The organism is Betaproteobacteria bacterium (assembly GCA_016709965.1).
Classification (GTDB): Bacteria; Pseudomonadota; Gammaproteobacteria; order Burkholderiales; family Rhodocyclaceae; genus Azonexus; species Azonexus amarohabitans.
Genome location: JADJLT010000002.1, coordinates 38187 through 60173 on the forward strand (window position 1 = coordinate 38187; position 21987 = coordinate 60173).

Here is a 21987-nt window from a genome sequence, read left to right on the forward strand (position 1 = left end):
TCCTGAAAAAGAAAACGGCCGGCACGCCAAGCGTGCCAGCCGTTGTTGGCATATAGTCTGTTGCGACTACACGGAAGGCCACCTTATGGGCGACCATTGTCCCCTCCTTGCCTATTCTTCGTCAGAGGCAGCGGGCAAGCTCGCCGCCTCTGTGCCCAGCGCCTGAATTAGCCCTTGAGTTGTTCCAGGATGGCCGGATTTTCCAGCGTCGAGGTGTCTTGCGTCAATTCCTCGCCCTTGGCCAGACCACGCAGCAAACGGCGCATGATCTTGCCCGAACGGGTCTTCGGCAGATTGTCACCGAAACGAATGTCTTTCGGCTTGGCAATCGGACCGATTTCCTTGCCCACCCAGTCAGACAGTTCCTTGATGATGCGCTTGGCGTCATCACCTGTCGGGCGTGAGCCCTTCAGCACAACGAACGCCACGATCGCTTCACCAGTCAGATCATCCGGACGGCCAACAACAGCAGCCTCTGCAACCAGCGGATTGGCAACCAGCGCAGACTCGATTTCCATCGTACCCATGCGGTGACCAGAAACGTTCAACACGTCGTCGATACGACCGGTAATGGTGAAGTAGCCAGTATCCTTGTCGCGAATCGCGCCGTCGCCAGCCAGGTAGTACTTGCCTTGGAAGTCTTGCGGGTAATAAGACTTGACGAAGCGATCATCGTCTTGCCAAATCGTCCGGATCATCGACGGCCAAGGCTTCTTGCAAACCAGGATACCGCCCTGACCCCATGGCAGATCGGCACCGGTCTCATCGACCACGGCGAACTGGATGCCCGGGAACGGCAGGGTGCAGGAACCCGGAACCAGCGGCGTAGCGCCCGGCAGCGGGGTGATCATGTGACCACCGGTTTCGGTCTGCCAGAAGGTATCGACGATCGGGCAACGACCGCCGCCGACATTTTCGTAGTACCACGTCCAGGCAGCCGGATTGATCGGCTCACCGACCGAACCAAGGATGCGCAGCGAAGACAGGTCGTAAGCCTTCGGATGGACGGCCGGGTTGGTGTCGGAAGACTTGATCAACGAACGGATGGCTGTCGGTGCGGTGTAGAAGATCGAAACCTTGTGATCCTGGATCATCTTCCAGAAACGCCCAGCATCCGGGTAGGTCGGAACGCCTTCGAAGACGACTTCGGTTGCACCACAGGCCAGCGGGCCATAGGTGATGTAGGTGTGACCAGTGACCCAGCCGATGTCAGCCGTACACCAGAAGACGTCCGTCGGCTTGATGTCGAAGGTCCACTTCATGGTCATGATGGCGTGCAGCAGGTAGCCACCCGTAGAGTGCTGAACACCCTTCGGCTTGCCGGTCGAACCGGATGTGTAGAGCAGGAACAGCGGATGTTCTGCTTCAACCCATTCCGGCTCACAAACATCAGACTGATTGGCAACTGCATCGTGCAACCAGGTGTCACGACCAGCCAGCATGTTAACATCACCACCGGTTCGCTTGAAGACGATGACGTTCTTGACGGACTCGCAGCCACCCATGGCGAAAGCTTCGTCAGCGATCGGCTTGAGCGGGATGGCCTTGCCGCCACGGTATTGACCGTCGGAGGTAATCAGGGCAACGGCGCCAGCATCGTGCATGCGGTCACGCAACGACTGGGCGGAGAAACCGCCGAAAACGATGGAGTGAATGGCGCCGATACGGGCACAAGCCTGCATCGCGCAAATACCTTCGATGGTCATCGGCATGTAGATGACGACGCGATCACCCTTTTTGACGCCCATGCCACGCAGGGCGTTGGCAAACTTGGAAACCTTGGTCAGCATCTCCTTGTAGGTAACCTTGGTCACTTCGCCATTGTCGGCTTCAAAGATGATGGCGACTTTGTCACCCAGGCCAGCCTCAACATTGCGATCAAGGCAGTTGTAAGAAACGTTCAGCTTGCCATCGGCAAACCATTTGAAGAACGGGGCGTTGGACTCATCCAGCGCCTGGGTAAACGGTTGCTTCCAGGTGATCATTTCACGGGCACGCTTGGCCCAGAATTCCGGATAATCTGCATCCGCTTCCGCGCACAGCGCCCGGTAGGCGTCCATCCCCGAAACCGCCGCGTTCTTGACCATTTCTTCAGACGGATAAATTAGCTGCACGGACTCATTCGACATATTCTTCTCCTCTGCGGTACTTCGCAATTTACGTTGAAACAACCGATGTAGATCCCGGAAAAATCCCGAGACGGTGTAAAGCCGCGCAAGCTGGAGAACACTACCCTCCCCCGCCAGCGTTGATGCGGCATTAGACGTCGATATTCTTACAAACGCCTTACGAAATCACGCTGCGGCGCAGCAATTGAGGGGATTCCGGAAGCTTGCCAGTCGCGTGATAAACTTCCCGTCCTCCTTTTTCCGAATCCCACGATGAGTTCACCGATCAAATCTCTCGAGTCCCTAATCTTCGCCAGCCGCTGGATTCAGGCCCCGCTCTATGTGGGCCTGATCGTTGCCCAGGTGGTCTATTGCTGGCTGTTCATGGTCGAATTGAGCCATCTGGTTCATAACGCATTCGACACCGCGCACATTACCGAAACCGATGTCATGCTCACCGTACTCGGCCTGATTGACGTCGTCATGATTGCCAACCTGCTGATCATGGTGATTGTCGGCGGGTACGAAACTTTTGTTTCCCGACTTGATCTCGATGACCATCCGGATACGCCTGAATGGTTGTCCCACGTCAATGCAGGTGTTCTCAAGATCAAGCTTTCGACCGCCATCATCGGCATTTCGTCGATTCACCTGCTGAAAAGCTTTATCAATGCCGCCAACCTGCCCGAGCACACGCTGATGTGGCAGGTGATCATCCATGTTGTATTCCTTTTTTCCGCCCTGGCCATGGCCCTGGTTGACAAGACCATGACCCAGACCCTCGCATTGCAACATCAAAAAAACCACTGACCCGGAGTTGCGCATGACCGCCATCAAACAAGAAGATCTGATCCAGTCCGTTGCCGATGCCTTCCAGTACATCAGCTACTATCACCCACTGGACTACATCAAGGCACTTGGTGAAGCCTATGACCGCGAGGAATCCCCCGCCGCCAAGGACGCCATCGCCCAAATCCTGACTAACTCACGCATGTCGGCCGAAGGCCATCGCCCGATCTGCCAGGACACCGGGATTGGCATGGTATTCATCAAGGTCGGGATGCAGGTTACCTGGCCTGACGCCACCATGAGCATTCAGCAGATGATTGACGAAGGCGTCCGTCGTGCCTACGGCAACCCGGACAATCCGCTACGCGCCTCGGTGCTGGCCGACCCCGCAGGTGCCCGCAAGAACACCAAGGACAACACCCCGGCCGTCGTCCATTTCGAGATCGTTCCCGGACATCATGTTGAAGTGATCTGTGCCGCCAAGGGCGGCGGCTCGGAAGCCAAATCCAAGTTCGCCATGCTCAATCCTTCCGACGATCTGGTCGACTGGGTGCTGCACAAGATTCCGGAAATGGGCGCTGGCTGGTGCCCGCCCGGCATCATCGGCATCGGCATCGGCGGCACGCCTGAAAAGGCCATGCTGCTGGCCAAGGAATCGATCATGGCCCCGGTTGATATCCACGAACTGAAGGCCAAGGCTGCTACGGGTGCGAAGCTGACCCGCCCGGAAGAGCTGCGCCTCGAACTGATGGAAAAGATCAATGCACTGGGCGTTGGCGCCCAAGGCCTCGGCGGCCTGACCACCGTGCTCGACGTCAAGGTTCTGGACTACCCCTGCCATGCGGCCAACCTGCCGGTCGCTCTGGTCCCGAACTGCGCCGCAACCCGCCACTGCCATTTCCATCTCGACGGTTCCGGCCCGGCCAAGCTGGAAGTGCCGAAGCTGGAAGACTGGCCGGCCGTCACTTGGACGCCGGATCTCAAGTCCGCCACCCAGGTCAATCTGAATACACTGACCAAGGAAGAAGTTGCCGCCTGGAAGCCGGGCCAAAAGCTGCTCCTCAACGGCAAGATGCTGACCGGCCGCGACGCCGCTCACAAGCGAATTGCCGACATGTTGGCCAAGGGGGAGAAGTTGCCGGTGGACTTCACCAACCGCGTCATTTACTACGTCGGCCCGGTCGATCCAGTGCGTGATGAAGTTGTCGGACCGGCCGGCCCGACCACCGGCACGCGCATGGACAAGTTCACCCGCATGATGCTTGAACAAACCGGCCTGATCTCGATGATCGGCAAGTCCGAGCGCGGCCCGATTGCCATCGAGGCGATCAAGGACAACAAGTCGGCCTACCTGATGGCCGTCGGCGGCGCCGCCTACCTGGTGGCCAAGGCGATCAAGTCAGCCAAGGTCGTCGGCTTCGCGGATCTCGGTATGGAAGCGATTTACGAGTTCGATGTCGAGAACATGCCGGTGACCGTTGCAGTGGACTCCTCAGGCATTAGTGTTCACAACACCGGGCCGAAAGAATGGCAGATCAAGATTGGCAAGATTCCTGTCGCTGCGTGATAGAAATCACCCACATAAAACCCGGCAAATGCCGGGTTTTTTGCGCCTGCTCGATGATTTACCAGAGAGCACCAGATCACGCTGTTGGATACAATGTGAGTACAATTAGTGATTCAATAGACCGCGCATAATCATGGACACGGGCAAGCTGAGCGACTCCTTTCATGCCTCATTGCAACGCGCAATCGTTGACGGGTCGCCCAATGGAGTTCTGGTCGTCAATCAGGACAGTGCAGTCGTTTCAGTTAATGAGCGATTTTTTTCTGTTTGGGGACTGCCCATACCGGCATCACCAATTGATAACTTGCTATTCACACCAGATTCAAACCAGCTCAATCAGGTAGCTCTGCTGGTCGAGCACCCCGAGTCCTTTATCGAGCGCGTACTTGAGTTGTACGCGAATCCAGAGATGGAAGACATCTGCGACATCCTTCTGAAGGATGGACGTACGCTACAGCGCCATTCAACGCCACTACGCAGCAGCAGTGGTGAATATCTGGGGCGAGTCTGGTATTTCCAGGATATCACCGAGATTATCAATTCAAGGCTAGCGCTCGATGCCAGCGAGACACGTTACCAAACTGTATTCCAGACAACGTTTGATGTGATCGCCATCACACGCTTGAAAGACGGCGTTTATATCGACATTAACGACGCATTTATCGAAAAAATCGGTTACACGCGGGATGAACTCATCGGGCAGAGCGCACTGACCCTCAACATCTGGTTCGACCCCGCGGATCGCCAACGCTTTGCCGAGCGGATTCGCAATGGTGAGGACAAGTTGCTCCTTGAGGCACGCTTTCGCAAAAAAACTGGCGAAATATTCTGGGGAATGTTCTCGGTTTCTCGAATAGAGCTGGATGGCGTCACTTGCCTATTGTCGATTACCCGCGACATCACGCCCACCAAAATGGCTCAGGACGAACTGATCGGGCATCACAAACAACTTGAAAAACTGGTCGAAGAACGTACCGCCGAGCTGAGCAAAGCCAAGGAATCTGCAGAAGCAGCCAGCGTAGCAAAGAGCGCATTCCTGGCCAACATGAGCCACGAAATCCGGACGCCGCTCAACGCCATTAACGGCATGGCGCATCTGATCCGTCGTGGCGGCTTGACACCACGACAATTCGAACAGATCGACAAACTGGAAGCAGCCGGCACCCACCTGTTGAACATCATCAACACGGTGCTTGAACTTTCAAAAATCGAAGCAGGAAAAGTCACACTTACCCAAACGAAAATTCAGGTCGACAGTATTCTCGCCAACGTCACCTCGATGCTGCAAGCTCGCGCCCAGCATCAGCGTCTGCGCCTGATTACCGAAGCTGACCCCACGCCGCCCAACCTTTTGGGCGATGCCACAGCCTTGCAACAAGCGGTGCTCAACTACGCGGCCAATGCCATCAAATTCACCGAGGCCGGCCAAGTCACTCTGCGCGTTCGCCTGCTTGAAGACAATGCTGAGGACGCCCTGCTCTGCTTCGAAGTCGAGGATACCGGCATTGGCATCGAGGACCATGTGTTGTCCAAACTATTCTCTGCATTTGAACAGGCGGACAATACGATTACACGAAAATATGGGGGCTCCGGATTAGGACTGGCAATTACCAAGCGGCTGGCGGAACTCATGGGCGGCACTGTCGGTGCCAGCAGCGAATTGGGAAAAGGCAGTCTTTTCTGGTTGACCGTAAGACTGAAAAAAAAGCTCTATACAGCATCCAACGTCATGCCTCGCACGCTCGAAAGTCCTGAACAAATACTGATCAAACGCTTTCCAGGGCACCGTGTTCTGGTGGTTGATGACGAACCGATCAATCGGGAAATTGCCGCCTCCATGCTGGAAGATGCAGGACAAATCGTGACCTTGGCCGACGATGGCTGCCAGGCTGTCGGCATGCTGGAAAGCCAAAGGTTTGATGTAATCCTGATGGACATGCAAATGCCGAACATGGATGGCTTGCAGGCTACCCGGTTGATTCGCTCACTGCCTGTTGGCGCGAAAGTGGCGATCATTGCCATGACCGCCAATGCCTTTGAAGAAGACCGGATGCGTTGCCTTGAGGCGGGCATGAACGACTTTGTCGCCAAGCCGATCGAACCGCAAAATCTGTTCGCCGCTATCCTTCGTTCGCTCGAGCAGGCCACCGCGGCGGCAACACATTGATCAGCCCATCGGTCCGCGGTGCCGGGTCGCTTGAGTTAGCGCGCTAGACTCCCCCCGCCGACACCATGTTCCGCAAATTCCGCATCCTCATTCTGCTGATTATTCTGGCCACCGTTGGCCTTGCTGACTGGCGCAGCAATTCGCGGCTGACCGCTTGGGAACACAGCATCCATGTCGCGATTTATCCAATCGCGGGCGATAACTCGCCAGCCACTGCCAACTACATTCGCAGCTTGAACAACGACAGTTTTGCCGAGATCGCCGAATGGATGCAGTTACAGACGAAAAATGCCGGCAACTCGGTACTGCAACCGATCATTCTCAACGTCGCGCCGCCGCAGGCCGACATGCCGCCCCTCCCTCCTCGCCCTGCAAGCGCACTGGACGCCATCTGGTGGAGCCTCAAATTGCGCTGGTGGGCGTCGCAGCATGACCAGATCAGCGGACCAAGACCGAATATCCGGCTATTTGTGCTATTTCACGACCCTGAACTCAACGGAGCGGTGCCGCACTCGACGGGTCTGTCGAAAGGACAGATCGGCCTCATCCACGTTTATGCCAGCCGCCAGCAGCGTCGACAAAACAGCGTCGTGATTGCCCACGAAATGTTGCACACCTTCGGCGCTACGGACAAATACAACCTCGCCACCCTGCAACCGATCTACCCGGATGGCTATGCTGAACCACAACGCAATCCGCGTTTGCCACAGGAAATGGCGGAAATCATGGGGGGGCGCACGCCGATTGACGAACAAACGGCCGAAATGCCCGCCAGCCTTGCTGACACGCTGATTGGCCCGGCGACGGCACGAGAAATCGGACTGCTGCGCCCCTAACTGCGGGATCAAAGTCATTGCTACGGTCAACCGGAAAAAATAGCCAAAATCGAAATTTCCGATTCGCCGCTTTTTAGCGTTCCGTCTTGCCCACCACGCCCCACAGCGCACGGAACTTGCCGACCAGCGTCAGTTTTTCATCCGACAAGGCCTCCAGGAAATCAGACAGGCGTTTCGATTTGGCAACCGCAAAGAGGACCAGCACGATAAATACCGTGGTGGCGACCAGCCCATGCAGCCCCCGCTCCAGCACTGAACCCTCGCCAAACGAAATGATGTTCATGCCGAAATAACCAGTCGTCACCGTGGCGATCAAACCAAGAATGGTAATCACAGTCAGCCGGACCACCGTATTGGACTGCCGACGCTGCGAATCGCTGTCCAGGTAATGACTCATCTCGCGGATTTCATCGCGCACGTCATCGTACATGGCGTCGTTGTGCAAATGATTCGAGCACAGACGGTACATGGTCTGCACGTGCGGCCGTTCGGAAAGCTCATGGAACCAGTAGCGGTGCGTAAAGCGCAGAAAGGTTTCAAAGTTGGCCCGGATACGACGCTTGAAGCGACGAACCGAAACATCGTCACGAATATCGAGATCATTGACGGCGTCGACGAGGACTTCCGAAAACGCCAGCAGCGACGCCCGATGCAGGTGGGCAATCAGAAAAACGATGAAATACTGGTGCCGGAACTGAGCCAGAACCCCACGTTCACCATCCACGAAAAACGGGAACGCCGCATCGCCAACGACGGTAAACGCATTGCCGGTACACATGAAACGCGTATTCGGGCCGGCCTCGCTGTTGGTCCAGAACCGGTCCTGGCAGAACCGATTTTCAAACTCGATGACCCCCGGTTCGTTAATCGGCAGTGTCTCATTTGGGTGCAAGGTGGTCGCAAAACCAATGCGCACCCAATCCTCGCGGGTCAGTTTGCGCGGCTCGTCGATAGCGAGATAAGCCATCACCGGCATGCGCTGATATTCGATCAGGCGGTAGCGCAAGCTCCCGACCTCATCGGAATGCGCCAGCACCATCGGCCGCAACAGACTGGCCCAATGCTCGGAAATGCAGGGGCTGCGATGCTGGCAGACATAACTCAGGTATTTCTCCCGCTTTTCGGCATCGGAACGCGCAATCACCTGACCATCAACGCCGATCCACTCGGCCAGATAGACGTTGTGGAGCCCCTCGCCACCCTCCTCCCAACCCGAGGGATAGGCACGACCAAAGCGGAATAGCAGGTCGCGCGCCGTAGCTAGCGGCAATTCATCGGCACGTACTTCGAGATTGAGCAGCACGACATCCAGGTCGTGGAAAAAATACAGGTCAAGATGAACCAGCTTCAAGGTAATCGGTGCCTGTCCCTTGCGCAGGACCAATCGCAAGCTGGCAATATCCTTGCGCCGAAAGACGTGCATCGGCGAATTGCCCGGCGGGTCACCCGGCCGCGAATTTCGCGAACGGCCTTCCCCATACAAAAAGCGCTGCACATAAGGCAGAAACGAGACAAATTCCCGATAATGCCGCTCCTCGAACTGACTCGAGTCCTCCATGAATTCGTCATCAATACGGTGCCAGGGATGAGGCTCCTTGCACGACTCAAAAACTTCCCAGTGCCTTCCTTCGGTGCCACTCACCGTCAATGGCTCAAGTTGCAGCGGCCAAACCAGACTGGCGTGGAACAAGCGAACCCTGCCCGCGTCGGTATCGCCAAGAGACTCAGTCATGCAATCTTCCCCGCCTGTTCATGTTTATCGGCATTCCTGATTCATCCTCAATATCGACGAAGTATCCAACAATTAGCGCCGGATTGCCTGCCGGATACTCGCAAATTTTCGATCGAATTCCACAGCACCTCAAGCCCTTGATTTTCAGCACGAAGTGAACGATAGTTACGCTTCTTCTGAATTTCCCCCACCGAATCCCGCATGAACGCAAACCGTACCTCCCGCCAATTCTCTGCACTTGCAGTTGAACCGGTCGTCGTACGCGTAGTCGTAGTAGGCGTCGTCAAGCACGCGCCGTCGCGGATCGGGTAAGCAGAAGCAGCACAGAACCCCAAACCCCGCCGGCGAAAACCGGCGGGGTTTTGTTTTGGAACCCGCCGGTTAAGCCACCCACCCAAAGGAAATCTCCATGACAGAAACACTCACCGGCGCCCAGATCACCGTTCGACTCCTTGAGCGTCAGGGCATCCGCATCGTTACCGGCTACCCGGGCGGCGCCATCCTGCCGATTTACGATGCGCTCGGGCAATCCACGACGATCCGCCACGTCCTCGCCCGCCATGAACAGGGCGCCGGCTTCATCGCCCAGGGCATGGCCCGCGCCACCGGCGAAGTGGCGGTGTGCATGGCCTCCTCCGGCCCCGGTGCAACCAATCTGCTGACCGCCATCGCCGACGCCAAGCTCGACTCGATTCCGCTGGTCGCCATCACCGGCCAAGTGCCCAAGGCGATGATCGGCACCGACGCTTTTCAGGAAGTCGACACCTACGGCCTGAGCATTCCCATCACCAAACATAATTTTCTGGTGTCATCGGTCGAGGAATTGCTGGAAGTCATTCCGCACGCCTTCGAAATCGCTGCCTCCGGCCGCCCCGGCCCGGTGCTGATTGACATCCCCAAGGATGTGCAAAGCCAGGCCATCGAAATCAGCGAGTTGCCCGAACCCGGTTGCACCCGGCCTGCCCCGAAGGCAGATCAGGTACTGATCGCGCAGGCCGCAGCATTGATCAATGCTGCCGAACGCCCCATCCTTTATCTCGGTGGCGGTGTCGTGCATTCCGGCGCCGCCGCTTCGGCCATCGAACTTGCTGAAAAAGCCGGCTTGCCAACCGTCATGACACTGATGGCGCTGGGCGCCATGCCGGTTGATCATCCCCTGGCGCTCGGCATGCTCGGCATGCATGCAGCGCGTTATACCAATCTCGCTCTCGAAGAATGCGACCTGCTGATTGCCGTCGGCTCCCGATTCGATGATCGCGCCACCGGCAAAGTCGCTGCCTTCTGCCCGCAAGCGAAAATTATCCACATTGACATCGACCCTGCCGAACTGGACAAAATCAAGACGGCCCACATCGGTATTACCGCGGATGTGCAGGAAGCGCTCAACCAACTGCTACCTGCTGTATTTCAAAATTCGCGAAAAATCTGGGTTGACCGTAGCAATACCCTGAAAGCCGATTTTCCGCTCGACATGCACGACGCGGACAACCCGCGATCCCATTTCGGCCTGATCAGAAGCGTCGCTGCCTGCCTCGATGACGATGCAGTCATCGCCACCGACGTCGGCCAGCACCAGATGTGGGTCGCTCAAGCCTACCCGCTGCGTCGGCCGCGCCAATGGCTGACCTCCGGTGGACTCGGCACCATGGGCTTTGGCGTGCCGGCCGCCATCGGCGCCGCGCTGGCCGAACCGCAGCGCACCGTGGTCTGCTTTACCGGCGACGGCTCTATCCTGATGAACATCCAGGAACTGGTCACCGCTGCTGAGGAAAACGTAAACCTCAAAATCGTGCTCATGAACAATGCCGTACTCGGGCTAGTGCATCAGCAGCAGACCTTGTTTTACGGCGAGCGCCTGTTTGCCTCGAAATTCAAGGGCATGCCGGATTTCATCAAGGTCGCCCAAGGCTTCGGCATAGCCGCGGTCGACCTCGACCTTGCATCCGATTCCAGCGCCGCGCTGCAGGAAGCAATTACCCGCCCCGGCCCCTGCCTGATCCACGCCAGCATCGATGCCGAAGAGAAGGTCTACCCGATGGTGCCACCCGGTGCCGCCAACCGCGACATGATTGGAGCCTGAGATGAACGCCATCAACCGCAATGAACAAAACGCTCTGTCACGTGCCGTGCTGGAAATTGACGTCAACAACCACCCCGGCGTGATGTCGCACGTGGTCGGGCTGTTTTCACGCCGCTCATATAACGTTGAAGGCATCCTTTGCCTGCCGGTGGGTGATGGTCGCCAGAGTCGCATCTGGCTACTGGTCAACGAAGACCAGCGTCTTTCGCAAATGATGAAACAGGTGGAAAAGCTGGAGGACGTCATCGCCCTTCGCCGGCATAACGCCGAACATGCGGTCTTTCAGGATCTGGAAAGCTTCTTCCGCCCGTAAGGCAGCAAAAATAGTCAAACAATCAGGAAGTTGCCGGGAGTTCCCGGTGCTTCCGATTGTATTCCTGGATCAACTCCAGTTCATCATCACTGATTGACTCGAAGCGCAGACCAACCAGGCGCTGATCACCCAGCCGCCGTATCCGCATGACGCTAACGTAGGCTTCGATCCGACCGCCCAAATCAGCTGACTCAATTCGGCAGACACCAACCTCGCCGCTCGGCTTGGCACCGAAAACCGCCTCATCAATCAATACGCCCACACCAGAGACGGAAATATCAGCCGCAGGCAACGCAAGGTTATGTCCACCCAGACTGAGATAGACATGACCATTAAGACAAATTCGGGGGGAGCGACGGCGTTCTCTCACTATGCATTTCCGATCGGACTATATTCATGCCGCGATTTGTTCAATCCCGACATCTAGGCGTGTAGCAAATAGGTAAATGCCACGGGTATGTAAGAGTCAATACTAAGGTTAGTCCACCTGTCCCGCCTTTACAAGCGCAGTCAACGCAGCGCATTTGTCATTTTCAGCCCACCAGACATCACCCTGACTCTACGCAAAATCACAGGCGAACAGCGCCCGCTGGATTGTTGACAATCTAAATGCGAATTATTATCATGCGCAACAAAGGAGCTGTCATGAAAAAACTTTTTGCTTTGCTTGCTTTGTGTTCAATGTCCGTCTTCGCAGCCGATAGCGAAGTAATGGTGGTCATTCGCGACCATAAATTCGAACCTGCAGAAGTTCGTGTTCCGTCCGGCCAAAAAGTAAAACTGGTCGTCCATAACCAGGACGCAACGCCTGAAGAATTCGAAAGCCACGAACTGAACCGGGAAAAGATCATCGCCCCTGGCACCAAGGTCAATATTTACATTGGCCCCCTCAAACCAGGTCGTTACCCATTTTTCGGTGAGTTCAATGAAAAGACGGCTCGCGGCACAGTCATCGCGGAGTAATTGAATATGCTTGGTTCCGCCATCATCGTCTTCAGGGAGGTGCTCGAGGCAGCACTGATCATCGGCATCATCGCTGCCGCCACCCGCAACATGCCAACGCGAAATGTCTGGCTGATTGCCGGTATCGCAGCCGGTGTTGTCGGCTCGCTGATCGTCGCCTCGCTGACCGGTCAAATTGCCGACATGGCCGAAGGTATGGGTCAGGAACTGTTTAATGCTGGCGTTCTTGCCGTGGCAGCGATGATGCTCGCCTGGCACAACATCTGGATGGCTCGACACGGTGCGCAATTGGCTCGCGATGCCAAGAAATTAGGGGCGGATGTCGCCTCGGGTGGCCGGGAAATGTCGGCCCTGGCCCTGGTGGTTACGCTGGCAATTCTGCGAGAAGGCTCGGAAACCGCGCTGTTCCTCTATGGCATGCTGGCTGGCGGCAGCGAAAGTATGACCAGCATCATTGGTGGTGGCCTGATCGGTCTGGCTCTTGGCATGACGGCTGGCTTCGGTCTCTATGCCGGCTTCCTCAACATTCCGCCCCGCCTCTTCTTTGCTTCAACCAGCGGACTTATCCTGCTTCTGGCCTGTGCCATGTCCAGCCAGGTTGCGCGCTTTCTGGTCCAGGCTGACCTGCTGCCCACGCTGGGCAATCCTGTTTGGAACACCTCATGGTTGCTGGACAACGCCTCAATTTTCGGGCGTTTCCTGCACACCTTGATTGGCTATGAAGCCATGCCCTCCGGAATTCAGGTGGTTTTCTACATGACCACAATGATGTTGATATTGACCGGAATGTATCTGGTTCGTCCGCGCACACCGACCCTCTCTGCCGCTTAAAGGAAATTTCCATGAAACCCGCTTATGCAACAATTCTGGTTGCAGGGGCTTTGTTGAGCCCGATCTTTGCCCACGCCGGACCATCGGACTACATCTACACACCGACCGTCGAATATGGTGAAAAGGAAATCGACTTCAAGTACGGTACTGCGCGAAATGGCAGTGACCCGCACGAATCTGCCGCCAGCATCGGCTTCGGTTACGGTGCCACTGAATGGTGGTTTACCGAGATATACCTGAAATACAAGAGCGCCAATGGCGAAGGCACTCATTACGATGCGATCGAATGGGAGAACAAGTTTCAGCTGACCGAGACGGGCAAATACCCGGTAGACGTCGGATTTCTTCTTGAAATCGAACGCCCAAAAGATCATGCCGAAGGCTGGGAAGTGAAATGGGGCCCGTTGTTTCAAACCGAGTTTGGCAAAATCCAGCTTAATGCCAACCTGCTGTTCCAGCGCAGTTTCAAGGCAGAAACACCGGGAAAAACAGAACTTCAATACCAGTGGCAGGCAAAATACCGCTGGCTGCCCAAGTTTGAGTTTGGACTACAGGGGTTCGGTGAAATGGGCGAATGGAATCGTTGGGCGCCAGAAAGCGAACGTATCCACAAACTGGGTCCGGCTGTCTTCGGAAAGCTTCCGGTCAGTGATCACCAGTTCATCAAATACAACGCAGCATGGTTGTTTGCTGCTTCGAGCGCAGCGCCGGAGCATACCGTCCGCGTGCAGGTTGAATACGAGTTCTGACCGACCTACCCAAGCGCTCGTTGTCTCGCCGTTACGGTACGGCGAGACAACTATCATTGCCAGAATATGGCCGCAGCAGTGGCTGCAGCGCACATCATTGTTCCGACAACAACTGTCAGAACAACAGCACAAGAATCACCTGCACAGACAACTATCACTTTTAGCGTAGTATCATGCGAAAAAATATAATATTCCGGATACTTCATGCATTTCGCTCGCGTGCTGCTCGCCTTTCTGCTGGCAACGTTACTGAGCCTTGCCCATGCGCAGACTGAGCTACGTCTAACCGCAGATACAAGCACGGTTGCCTTAAGACCTCATCTGGAGGTTCTTGAAGATGTTAACGGCCAGCTGAAATTCGAAGATATGGAACGTCCGGAGATCGCCGGCAATTTTCAGACTATCGCTGGCAGTACTGATCTGAATTTTGGCTATACGGCATCCACCTACTGGTTACGCCTGAAACTGAGTCCAGAAGCGAACACACGCCGCAGCTGGCTTCTTGCCATCGCCTATCCGTCACTGGACGAAGTCAAATATTTTACCCGTCAGGGTGACGAAGTCATTCAGCAGGCCGCTGGCGATCGCCAACCCTTTGCGGCCAGGCCCTTTGCTCACCACAATCTGGTATTTCCCGTTGATCTGACGCCCGGTATTGATCAGACCATTTACCTTCGCATCCGCTCTGAAGGCAGTCTGACACTGCCGATGACGCTCTGGTCCCCGGATGCGCTTAATGCCAGCGATCAAGTCGCCTACAGCACCATGTCCTTGTATTTTGGCATGCTCCTGGCGCTGGGACTTTACAACCTGCTGCTCTACTTCTCGCTGCGTGACCGTATTTATCTGAGCTACGTCGGCTGCGCGCTCGGGATGATTCTTGCCCAACTATCCATGTTCGGCCTCGGCAACCAGTTTTTGTGGCCTGACTCACCAGTCTGGGGAAATATAGCGCTGCCCGGCAGCTTCTGCCTGACCGGCTATTTCGGGGCAATGTTCACCCGACAATTCCTGAACACATCCCAAAACTCGCCGGCCTTCGACAAGCTGATCCGGGTTCTTCAAGGCTGCTTTGTGCTTGCACTGGCCACGCTGTTCTACGCTTATCGACCAGGCGCCATTGCCACCGCGATCATTGGATCGGTATTTTCGATGACCGCCGTCGCCTGCGGCCTGATCGGCCTGAAACACCGTCAGCCCGGTGCCGGTACTTTTCTTACGGGTTGGTCACTGCTGCTGATTGGAGTCGTCCTCCTCGCCCTGAGAACTTTCAACTGGCTTCCCACCAATCTGCTGACCACCTATGGGATGCTGATCGGTTCTGCACTGGAAATGCTCCTTTTCTCTTTTGCTCTGGCAGACCGCATTCATGATCTGCGTCGGGAAAAAGAAGATGCGCAGGCAGAAGCGCTGAAATCCGAACGTCTGGCCAGGGAAGCCTTGGAGCAATCCGAAAAAGAACTGGAAGCACGCATTGCACTGCGTACGACAGAACTGGCAGAAGCAAGCGAGCATTCACGAAAGCTGGCTTCGATGCTGCGGCTGATGTGCGATAACGTTCCCGACATGATCTGGGCGAAAGACCTTGAGCAACGTTATATTTTGGCTATGTACCCATAGCATGTTGAACTCCATCGATCCCCAAAGCGGCACGGAGGAAATCGTCAGAGGAAATATCGCGGTCGTGTCGCTCAATCAATCGTCGCCAGCCCAGATAGTTACCCAAGTAGCGGGTGGCGACGCCGTGGAAGCGGCGTATCCATTCCTTGAGTCGGCTATCGTAGGCATTGACGTTCTGCACATGATAGACCCCGCCACAACACGCTGACCAGCAGCCAGATTGACCGGCCGGTGGGTGATACCCATTTCTTTGGCAACAGCCGCCAGCGCCTTTTCTCCGTCGGTGCACAGAATGACATCGGTCGCCAAAAGCGGCTTGAGCACCGCCCCGAGGTGTGCCTTATCGGCCTTCTCCAGGATGAAGTCTGCGGTGTTGCCGGTACGATCCCGGCAAATCAGGACAGCGGTCTGTTCTTCCGACAGGCCGCGCTTACTGGCTTTGCCGCCCCGCTTGCGGGGAGCACGACTCAAACCTTGTCTTCTGCCCTTCTGTGACTCAAGGAAATACGTCTCATCGGCTTCAGCAATGCCCGCCAGGCTGATCGCCTGCTGACCATTGGGCAAGTTCAGGAAGCGGTGGCGCCAGCGGAATGCCGTGTTGGGATGAATCCCCACCGCAGCGGCACTTTTGCGGATGCTCGTCCCCTCAGCCAGCTGTTTCGCATAGTCCATCCATTTCGCTTTGTGCCGAAGTCCTGCTAGCGGTGTGTCAGTCAGGGCGTTGAAAGTCGCTCGACAGGCGTTGCAGCGATAACGTTGCAAGCCATTGGCGAACCCCCAGCGGGAAACCTGCTCGTGTGCGCAATGCGGACAGTGCGGCTTCTCGGTCATCCGGGTCTCAACCACTTGGTAGGACGCCGACTCCTGCGCCGCCGGTTGCAGCCGATCCATCAAGACTTGCCGCTGGTGCGGCGTCAATTCCTTCAACGCACTCGACAGTTTCCGGAAATCATTGGGCTTCATCGCAACACCTATCCGATTGATTCAGATAACTTTGTTATAGACCAACATGCAAAGATTACATAGCCTATATTTTTGCCAACAAGGCCATGAGTGAAGAGCTTCTGATGGCGGTTGATACCGATGAACCCATCGGGAAATCAGATCTTTTTTTTGCCAAACGACAACAGGAACTGCATCCGGATAACCCTCAGTGGCATACCTTCGGCGAGCTTTGCCAGAATACCGACGCTATCACACTCAAAAGAGGGATTCCGTCATCGTTTGAGGAGTTCGGCAACGTCAAGGGAGAAGCACTCTACCTCGACGTACGCAAGGCACCTTTTCTCAACGAACACGGCGAAGTAATCGGCACCGTCGGTTCGGGACGTAACATCACCGAACGCAAGCACATCGAAGCCGAACTGGAGAGTCACCGCCACCATCTGGCAGCCCTGGTCGAAGAACACACTGCCGCCCTGTCCATCGCCAAGGAAGCAGCAGAATCCGCCAATCGGGCAAAAACCACCTTCCTGGCCAACATGAGTCACGAGTTGCGCACGCCGATGAACGGCATCATGGGCATGACCACTCTGGCGCTACGCCGCGCCACCGACAGCAAACAAATTGATCAGCTCAACAAGGTCAAAGGGGCGTCGGATCATCTGCTCGGTATCATCAACGACATTCTCGACATTTCCAAAATAGAAGCCGAGCGTTACCACCTGGATCAGGTTGAATTCGAATTACCGGCAGTGCTCGACACGCTGAACTCACTAGCGCGCCCAACCGCGGCAGACAAAGGCCTGGCATTGACCGTACATGCCCCGCCCCGGCCGATCGGCCGTCTCAAGGGCGACCCTGTGCGACTTGGCCAGGTACTTCTCAACCTGACCAACAATGCCATCAAATTTACTGCAAGCGGCTCAGTCACCATTTCAGCAGCACCAGTCGAAGAGACATCCGACGATCTGATGATTCGCTTCGAGATACGAGATACTGGTATCGGCGTATCCGAAGCGGACCAGTCCCGGCTGTTCCGACCCTTCGAACAAGCAGATGCCTCACCTTCGCGGAAATATGGTGGCACAGGGCTGGGACTGGCGATCTGCAAGAGTCTGGTCGTACTGATGGGTGGCACCATCGGACTGGATAGCGGAAAAGGTGCGGGCAGTACTTTCTGGTTCACTGCGCGAATAGCCAAAGCCATCCCGCCAATAAAGTCATCTGCTCGCCCGGCCCTGTCTTCTGCGGAAGAACGCCTGCATGACAAGTACTCAGGCAGGCGGATTCTGCTTGCCGAAGATGAACCGATCAATCAGGAGGTTGCCCGCGATCTGCTGGAGGTGGTCGGGTTGATTGTGGACATCGCCAATGACGGTGTCGAGGCAGTAACGATGGCGAAGCAGACTCGCTACGATGTGGTACTGCTCGATCTCCGCATGCCCAAATTGAACGGACTGCAAGCGGCCAAGGCCATTCGCGCCCTGCCCGGTTACGAGACGCTCCCCATCATCGCGCTGACAGCAAACGCTTTTAGCGAGGATCGACAGCTTTGTCTCGACGCCGGCATGAACGAACATCTCGGGAAGCCGGTCAAGCCGGCTGAGCTGTACGAGACCCTGTTCAAATGGCTGTCGAAATCCGGGTCGTTGGCGGCAATCTGAGCGTTATAAGTCGCGATCCTCATTTGCCGCACGCCGCCCGGCTATACTTCCGCCCATTGCAACTGACCGCCGAATCATGACGAACAGCATTTGCTGGCAAAGCGCCCAACCCTACGCCGACATCCTTTACGACACCGCCGAAGGCATCGCCAAAATCACCATCAATCGACCGGAGCGGCGCAACGCCTTTCGTCCGGAAACAGTCAATGAACTGATCGATGCCTTCCACCGAGCGCATCGTGACAACAACATCGGTGCCATCATCCTGACCGGTGCCGGCAATGAAGCCTTTTGTGCCGGCGGCGACCAGAAAGTACGCGGCGCCGAGGGCTACATCGATGAAGGTGGCACGCCGCACCTCAACGTACTCGACCTGCAGATGCAGATTCGCCGGCTGCCCAAGCCGGTCGTCGCCATGGTCGCCGGCTTTGCCATTGGCGGCGGCCACGTCCTGCACCTTGTCTGTGACCTCACCATTGCCGCCGAGAACGCCCGCTTCGGCCAGACCGGGCCGCGCGTCGGCAGCTTTGACGCCGGCCTCGGTGCCGGCCTGATGGCACGCACCATCGGACTCAAGCGGGCCAAGGAAATCTGGCTGCTGTGTCGCCAGTATGACGCCGCCACGGCGCTCGACTGGGGTTTGGTCAATGCCGTCGTGCCAATCGAACAACTCGAAGAAGAAACGGTGCAATGGTGCCGCGACATGCTGCAACTGTCGCCCATGGCACTGCGCATGATCAAGGCCGGCTTCAACGCCGACACCGACGGCCTGGCCGGTATCCAGGAACTCGCCGGCAACGCAACCGGCCTCTTCTACATGAGTGAAGAAGGTCAGGAAGGTCGCAACGCCTGGCTCGAACGCCGCCAGCCCAATTTCGGCAAGTACCGCAAACGGCCGTGAAGATTATTGCGGCCGACTGGCTGCCCTATGTGCTGCCGCTGAAACGTCCGTGGCAAACCAGCCAGGGTGACTTCAGCCAGCGTCAGGGCCGTCTGTGCCGCCTGCAAACTGCCGATGGGCTGACCGGTTGGGGTGATTGCGCGCCCCTGCCCGAATTTGGCATCAGCGAAGCAGCGGCAACGGCTTTCGCCGAAGAATCGGCTCAATTTGATCTGATTGCTCAGCTAGCCGGGCTGCCCTTGAACGCCTGGCTCAGTGGCGAGCCCCCCGTGGCCAATCTTGCGGTCAACCGGAATTTTGGGCCGATTTTGAAATGTGACCGTGCGGCACTGAGCGCTACAGTCAAAGCCGGATTTTCAGTCATCAAGCTCAAGGTCGGCGTCGCACCGGTTTCCGAAGAAATTGCCGGCTTGCACCAACTAGCCAAGAATCTACCCGCCGAATTAAAACTGCGGCTCGACGCCAATCGCGCCTGGAATTTTGCCGAGGCGCAAGCCTTCATCGCCGCTTGTGCCGACTTACCAATCGAAAGCCTGGAAGAACCATTGGCCGAAGCGGATTCTGTTTTACTCGCAAAATTGCAGTCGACCGTGGCATTCCCGCTCGCCATCGATGAATCGACTCATCTGCTCGACGCCCATTTCTTCCACCACCCACCGGTCCGCCGCATCGTGATCAAACCGGCCCGCCACGGCGGTCTGCTGGCCAGCATGGAGCTGGGGCTGCGCGCTCGCGCGTCCCGCCTTGAAGTCATCGTGACCTCCAGCCTGGAAAGTGCCTGCGGCCTACTCTCCTGCGCCCATCTGGCAGCCGCGCTAGCACCGCAGGCGGTACATGGTCTGGCCACGGCGGACTGGTTTGCCAGCAATACTGGAACGTCGCCAATCATCGCCCATGGCTGCATACAACTGCCGAACGGCCCCGGCACCGGTTTTTCCAGCACCTTGCCGACTACAGCCCCAGACGTCCCTGCGTCGTGAATACCTTGTCGGCCACGTCGTAGCCGATGGCTTCGATGTGATCAAGAATTCCCGTTTCAAATCCGGTCAATTTTTCACCGGTAATTTCCAGCCAGATTTTGGCAAGATCAATGGGGCTTAGCGGCTCCGAACGGCCATCCAGCTCGCCGAGGGTAGCCTCAAAACCAGCATGCCAGTGCTTTCCCGGGGCATAACGCGAACCGATATATTGCATTTCATGCATGGCCTCCGGTGCTTCGAGCGGCATCCATGAGCCAAGCACGTTACAGATAAACGCACTGCCATCCGGCAACGGAATACAAGCTGCCGTCCGCCTTTCGTGCCCTCGCGCAACCATGCTGAAACCGATTGTCTTGAGCCCTTTCTGGCGCAGCATGGGCAAAATCTGATGGGCAATCAGCCACGACTCCACTTCGGCCACACCATCCATGATCAATCGAGCCAAATCGCAATGGGTCTTCGCCTGATGAACCAGCGCGCTCGCCGTTTGTGGCCAATCGAACGAAATCTCTTGCACGCAGATACCTGTGTTGAACGAAGGAAAACCAATCCATTTTATGGGCTATTGGGGTGATTTCAATTGCCAAAGGCGGAAATTGATCCGATATATCAACGTCAAAGCAGATAGTAAATTGTTTATGAATTTCCGTTCCATAAAAAAGCCCTGGACTTGCCAGGGCTAGCGCTAAAAATCAGGAGTTTTAGTTCTTGCGACGACGCGAACGTACCAACGCAAGGCTACCAATCGCTAGAAGCATCGCCGTGCCTGGCTCTGGAACATTTCCGGTCGGAGGCGGCGCGACACCGATACCGCAGCCATCACCGCAACTCATACGCCAAAGCTGTGTCGGTTGTCCAAACATCAATGAGCCATTGGTCTGATCCACACCGAAAAAGTCAATATAACCACCGCCAGTAGCGATCAAGGATTGCGCGAAGTTTGCATTTGGGTCAAGCATCACGAGATTGCCGTTGGTGGTACCAACAATCACTTTCCCATTGAGTGCATTGGAGCTGGTGATAACAGCCATACCATCAGCACCGCTTACTGAATAATTCGCGACTAACGCACCCGTGTCGATACGGTAGGCTGCGTTGTTTGTGTACACAAATTGGCCGTCTGGCGAGACCGTGATCCCGTCTGAATAAGCGCCATTGATCTGACGCACCGAAGGAGCTGCGCCACTGACGTCGATATCGATCAACCCGCCACCACCGACGGCAATGATATGCTGATTTATCGGATTCACCCACATCCCGGCATTAACGGAGATGCCGTAATCTACGGCGACTGAACCGTCATTATTGAGCTTTTTAAGCGAACTACCCAGACCGCCACCGTACAAGGTTCCGCCTGAATTGACGATTGCGTAGGTATACACCGGATTTGTCGAGCTAAGAGCCTGGCCAACCGTTTGGTTGTTGACGTCATTCAAAACGTAATTTTTGCCATTGCCAAAGCTGTCGCCAACCACGATTTTGCCGTCGCTATTGACCGCGCTACCTAAAACGATACTACCCTGAAGACCGGTAACGATGGTTGCAAGAGAGAAGCCGCTATCGACCCCCGCCTGAGTAAGCACGATCGCCGCTTGCGCCGGGGAAGCCATAGCCAGAATCCCCGAGGCTATGAGTGGTGCAGCCAGTGAAATAAGTCGTTTCATTTAAATATATTCCCTCTTTAGATTTGTTTAACCTCAGACAGGTGCATCACCTGTCTGCCGCCAAGCCATTTTAAAGCGAAT

At 56.1% G+C, this 21987-nt stretch carries 18 protein-coding genes and 1 pseudogene; 13 read left to right on the forward strand and 6 right to left on the reverse strand.

Annotated features, from left to right (window positions below):
• Positions 1-167: 167 nt before the first annotated feature.
• A complete protein-coding gene (acs, locus tag IPJ12_11535) occupies positions 168-2129 on the reverse strand; it encodes an acetate--CoA ligase (protein MBK7647771.1) in 1962 nt (653 codons plus the stop codon).
• 252 nt (positions 2130-2381) lie between these two features.
• Here acs and IPJ12_11540 point away from each other — a divergent pair, with 252 nt between their 5' ends.
• The 4 genes from IPJ12_11540 (at position 2382) to IPJ12_11555 (ending at position 7467) form a co-directional block, all read left to right on the forward strand.
• A complete protein-coding gene (locus IPJ12_11540; protein MBK7647772.1) occupies positions 2382-2918 on the forward strand; it encodes a TIGR00645 family protein in 537 nt (178 codons plus the stop codon).
• Between the two features lie 13 nt (positions 2919-2931).
• On the forward strand, positions 2932-4464 hold the full coding sequence (locus tag IPJ12_11545) for a fumarate hydratase (GenBank protein ID MBK7647773.1): 1533 nt from the start codon (positions 2932-2934) through the stop codon (positions 4462-4464).
• A 133-nt stretch (positions 4465-4597) separates the two neighbouring features.
• Positions 4598-6631, forward strand: a complete 2034-nt coding sequence (locus tag IPJ12_11550) for a response regulator (GenBank protein ID MBK7647774.1) — start codon at positions 4598-4600, stop codon at positions 6629-6631.
• 65 nt (positions 6632-6696) lie between these two features.
• Positions 6697-7467: a hypothetical protein gene (locus IPJ12_11555; protein MBK7647775.1), complete on the forward strand. Its 771-nt coding sequence runs from the start codon at positions 6697-6699 to the stop codon at positions 7465-7467.
• Between the two features lie 73 nt (positions 7468-7540).
• On the opposite strand, the gene IPJ12_11560 is transcribed toward IPJ12_11555, so the two are convergent.
• On the reverse strand, positions 7541-9199 hold the full coding sequence (locus IPJ12_11560) for a hypothetical protein (protein ID MBK7647776.1): 1659 nt from the start codon (positions 9197-9199) through the stop codon (positions 7541-7543).
• Between the two features lie 409 nt (positions 9200-9608).
• On the opposite strand from IPJ12_11560, the gene ilvB reads away from it, so the two are divergent.
• Both ilvB and ilvN read left to right on the forward strand, forming a co-directional pair.
• A complete protein-coding gene (gene ilvB / locus IPJ12_11565; protein MBK7647777.1) occupies positions 9609-11279 on the forward strand; it encodes an acetolactate synthase large subunit in 1671 nt (556 codons plus the stop codon).
• Between the two features lies 1 nt (position 11280).
• Positions 11281-11592, forward strand: a complete 312-nt coding sequence (ilvN, locus tag IPJ12_11570; GenBank protein MBK7647778.1) for an acetolactate synthase small subunit — start codon at positions 11281-11283, stop codon at positions 11590-11592.
• 22 nt (positions 11593-11614) lie between these two features.
• Here the strand turns inward: ilvN and IPJ12_11575 are convergent, their stop codons facing one another.
• Positions 11615-11962: a PilZ domain-containing protein gene (locus tag IPJ12_11575; GenBank protein ID MBK7647779.1), complete on the reverse strand. Its 348-nt coding sequence runs from the start codon at positions 11960-11962 to the stop codon at positions 11615-11617.
• Between the two features lie 254 nt (positions 11963-12216).
• Here IPJ12_11575 and IPJ12_11580 point away from each other — a divergent pair, with 254 nt between their 5' ends.
• The 4 genes from IPJ12_11580 to IPJ12_11595 all read left to right on the forward strand — a co-directional run bounded on the left by IPJ12_11580 (position 12217) and on the right by IPJ12_11595 (position 15755).
• Positions 12217-12555 carry a cupredoxin domain-containing protein gene (locus tag IPJ12_11580; GenBank protein MBK7647780.1) on the forward strand — a complete coding sequence of 113 codons (339 nt, stop codon included), beginning with the start codon at positions 12217-12219 and terminating at the stop codon, positions 12553-12555.
• 6 nt (positions 12556-12561) lie between these two features.
• A complete protein-coding gene (locus tag IPJ12_11585; protein MBK7647781.1) occupies positions 12562-13386 on the forward strand; it encodes an FTR1 family protein in 825 nt (274 codons plus the stop codon).
• An 11-nt stretch (positions 13387-13397) separates the two neighbouring features.
• Entirely contained in the window at positions 13398-14135 is a 738-nt protein-coding gene (locus tag IPJ12_11590) for a hypothetical protein (protein ID MBK7647782.1), read from the forward strand.
• 204 nt (positions 14136-14339) lie between these two features.
• A complete protein-coding gene (locus tag IPJ12_11595; protein ID MBK7647783.1) occupies positions 14340-15755 on the forward strand; it encodes a sensor domain-containing diguanylate cyclase in 1416 nt (471 codons plus the stop codon).
• Here the strand turns inward: IPJ12_11595 and IPJ12_11600 are convergent.
• Positions 15742-16718: pseudogene (locus IPJ12_11600) on the reverse strand (IS1595 family transposase). The gene IPJ12_11595 and the pseudogene IPJ12_11600 overlap by 14 nt on opposite strands.
• Positions 16719-16804: 86 nt before the next feature.
• On the opposite strand from IPJ12_11600, the gene IPJ12_11605 reads away from it, so the two are divergent.
• The 3 genes from IPJ12_11605 to IPJ12_11615 all read left to right on the forward strand — a co-directional run bounded on the left by IPJ12_11605 (position 16805) and on the right by IPJ12_11615 (position 20242).
• Positions 16805-18361, forward strand: coding sequence for a response regulator (locus tag IPJ12_11605; protein MBK7647784.1), 1557 nt, complete (start codon positions 16805-16807; stop codon positions 18359-18361).
• A gap of 76 nt (positions 18362-18437) precedes the next feature.
• Complete coding sequence (menB, locus tag IPJ12_11610) at positions 18438-19262, forward strand: 1,4-dihydroxy-2-naphthoyl-CoA synthase (GenBank protein ID MBK7647785.1); 825 nt, start codon at positions 18438-18440, stop codon at positions 19260-19262.
• Positions 19259-20242 (forward strand): o-succinylbenzoate synthase, encoded by a 984-nt coding sequence (locus tag IPJ12_11615; GenBank protein MBK7647786.1) that lies wholly within the window; start codon positions 19259-19261, stop codon positions 20240-20242. The genes menB and IPJ12_11615 overlap by 4 nt, the downstream gene beginning before the upstream one ends.
• Here the strand turns inward: IPJ12_11615 and IPJ12_11620 are convergent.
• Complete coding sequence (locus IPJ12_11620; protein MBK7647787.1) at positions 20214-20759, reverse strand: hypothetical protein; 546 nt, start codon at positions 20757-20759, stop codon at positions 20214-20216. The genes IPJ12_11615 and IPJ12_11620 overlap by 29 nt on opposite strands.
• Positions 20760-20943: 184 nt before the next feature.
• Positions 20944-21906, reverse strand: coding sequence for a PEP-CTERM sorting domain-containing protein (locus IPJ12_11625; protein ID MBK7647788.1), 963 nt, complete (start codon positions 21904-21906; stop codon positions 20944-20946).
• Positions 21907-21987 lie beyond the last annotated feature (81 nt).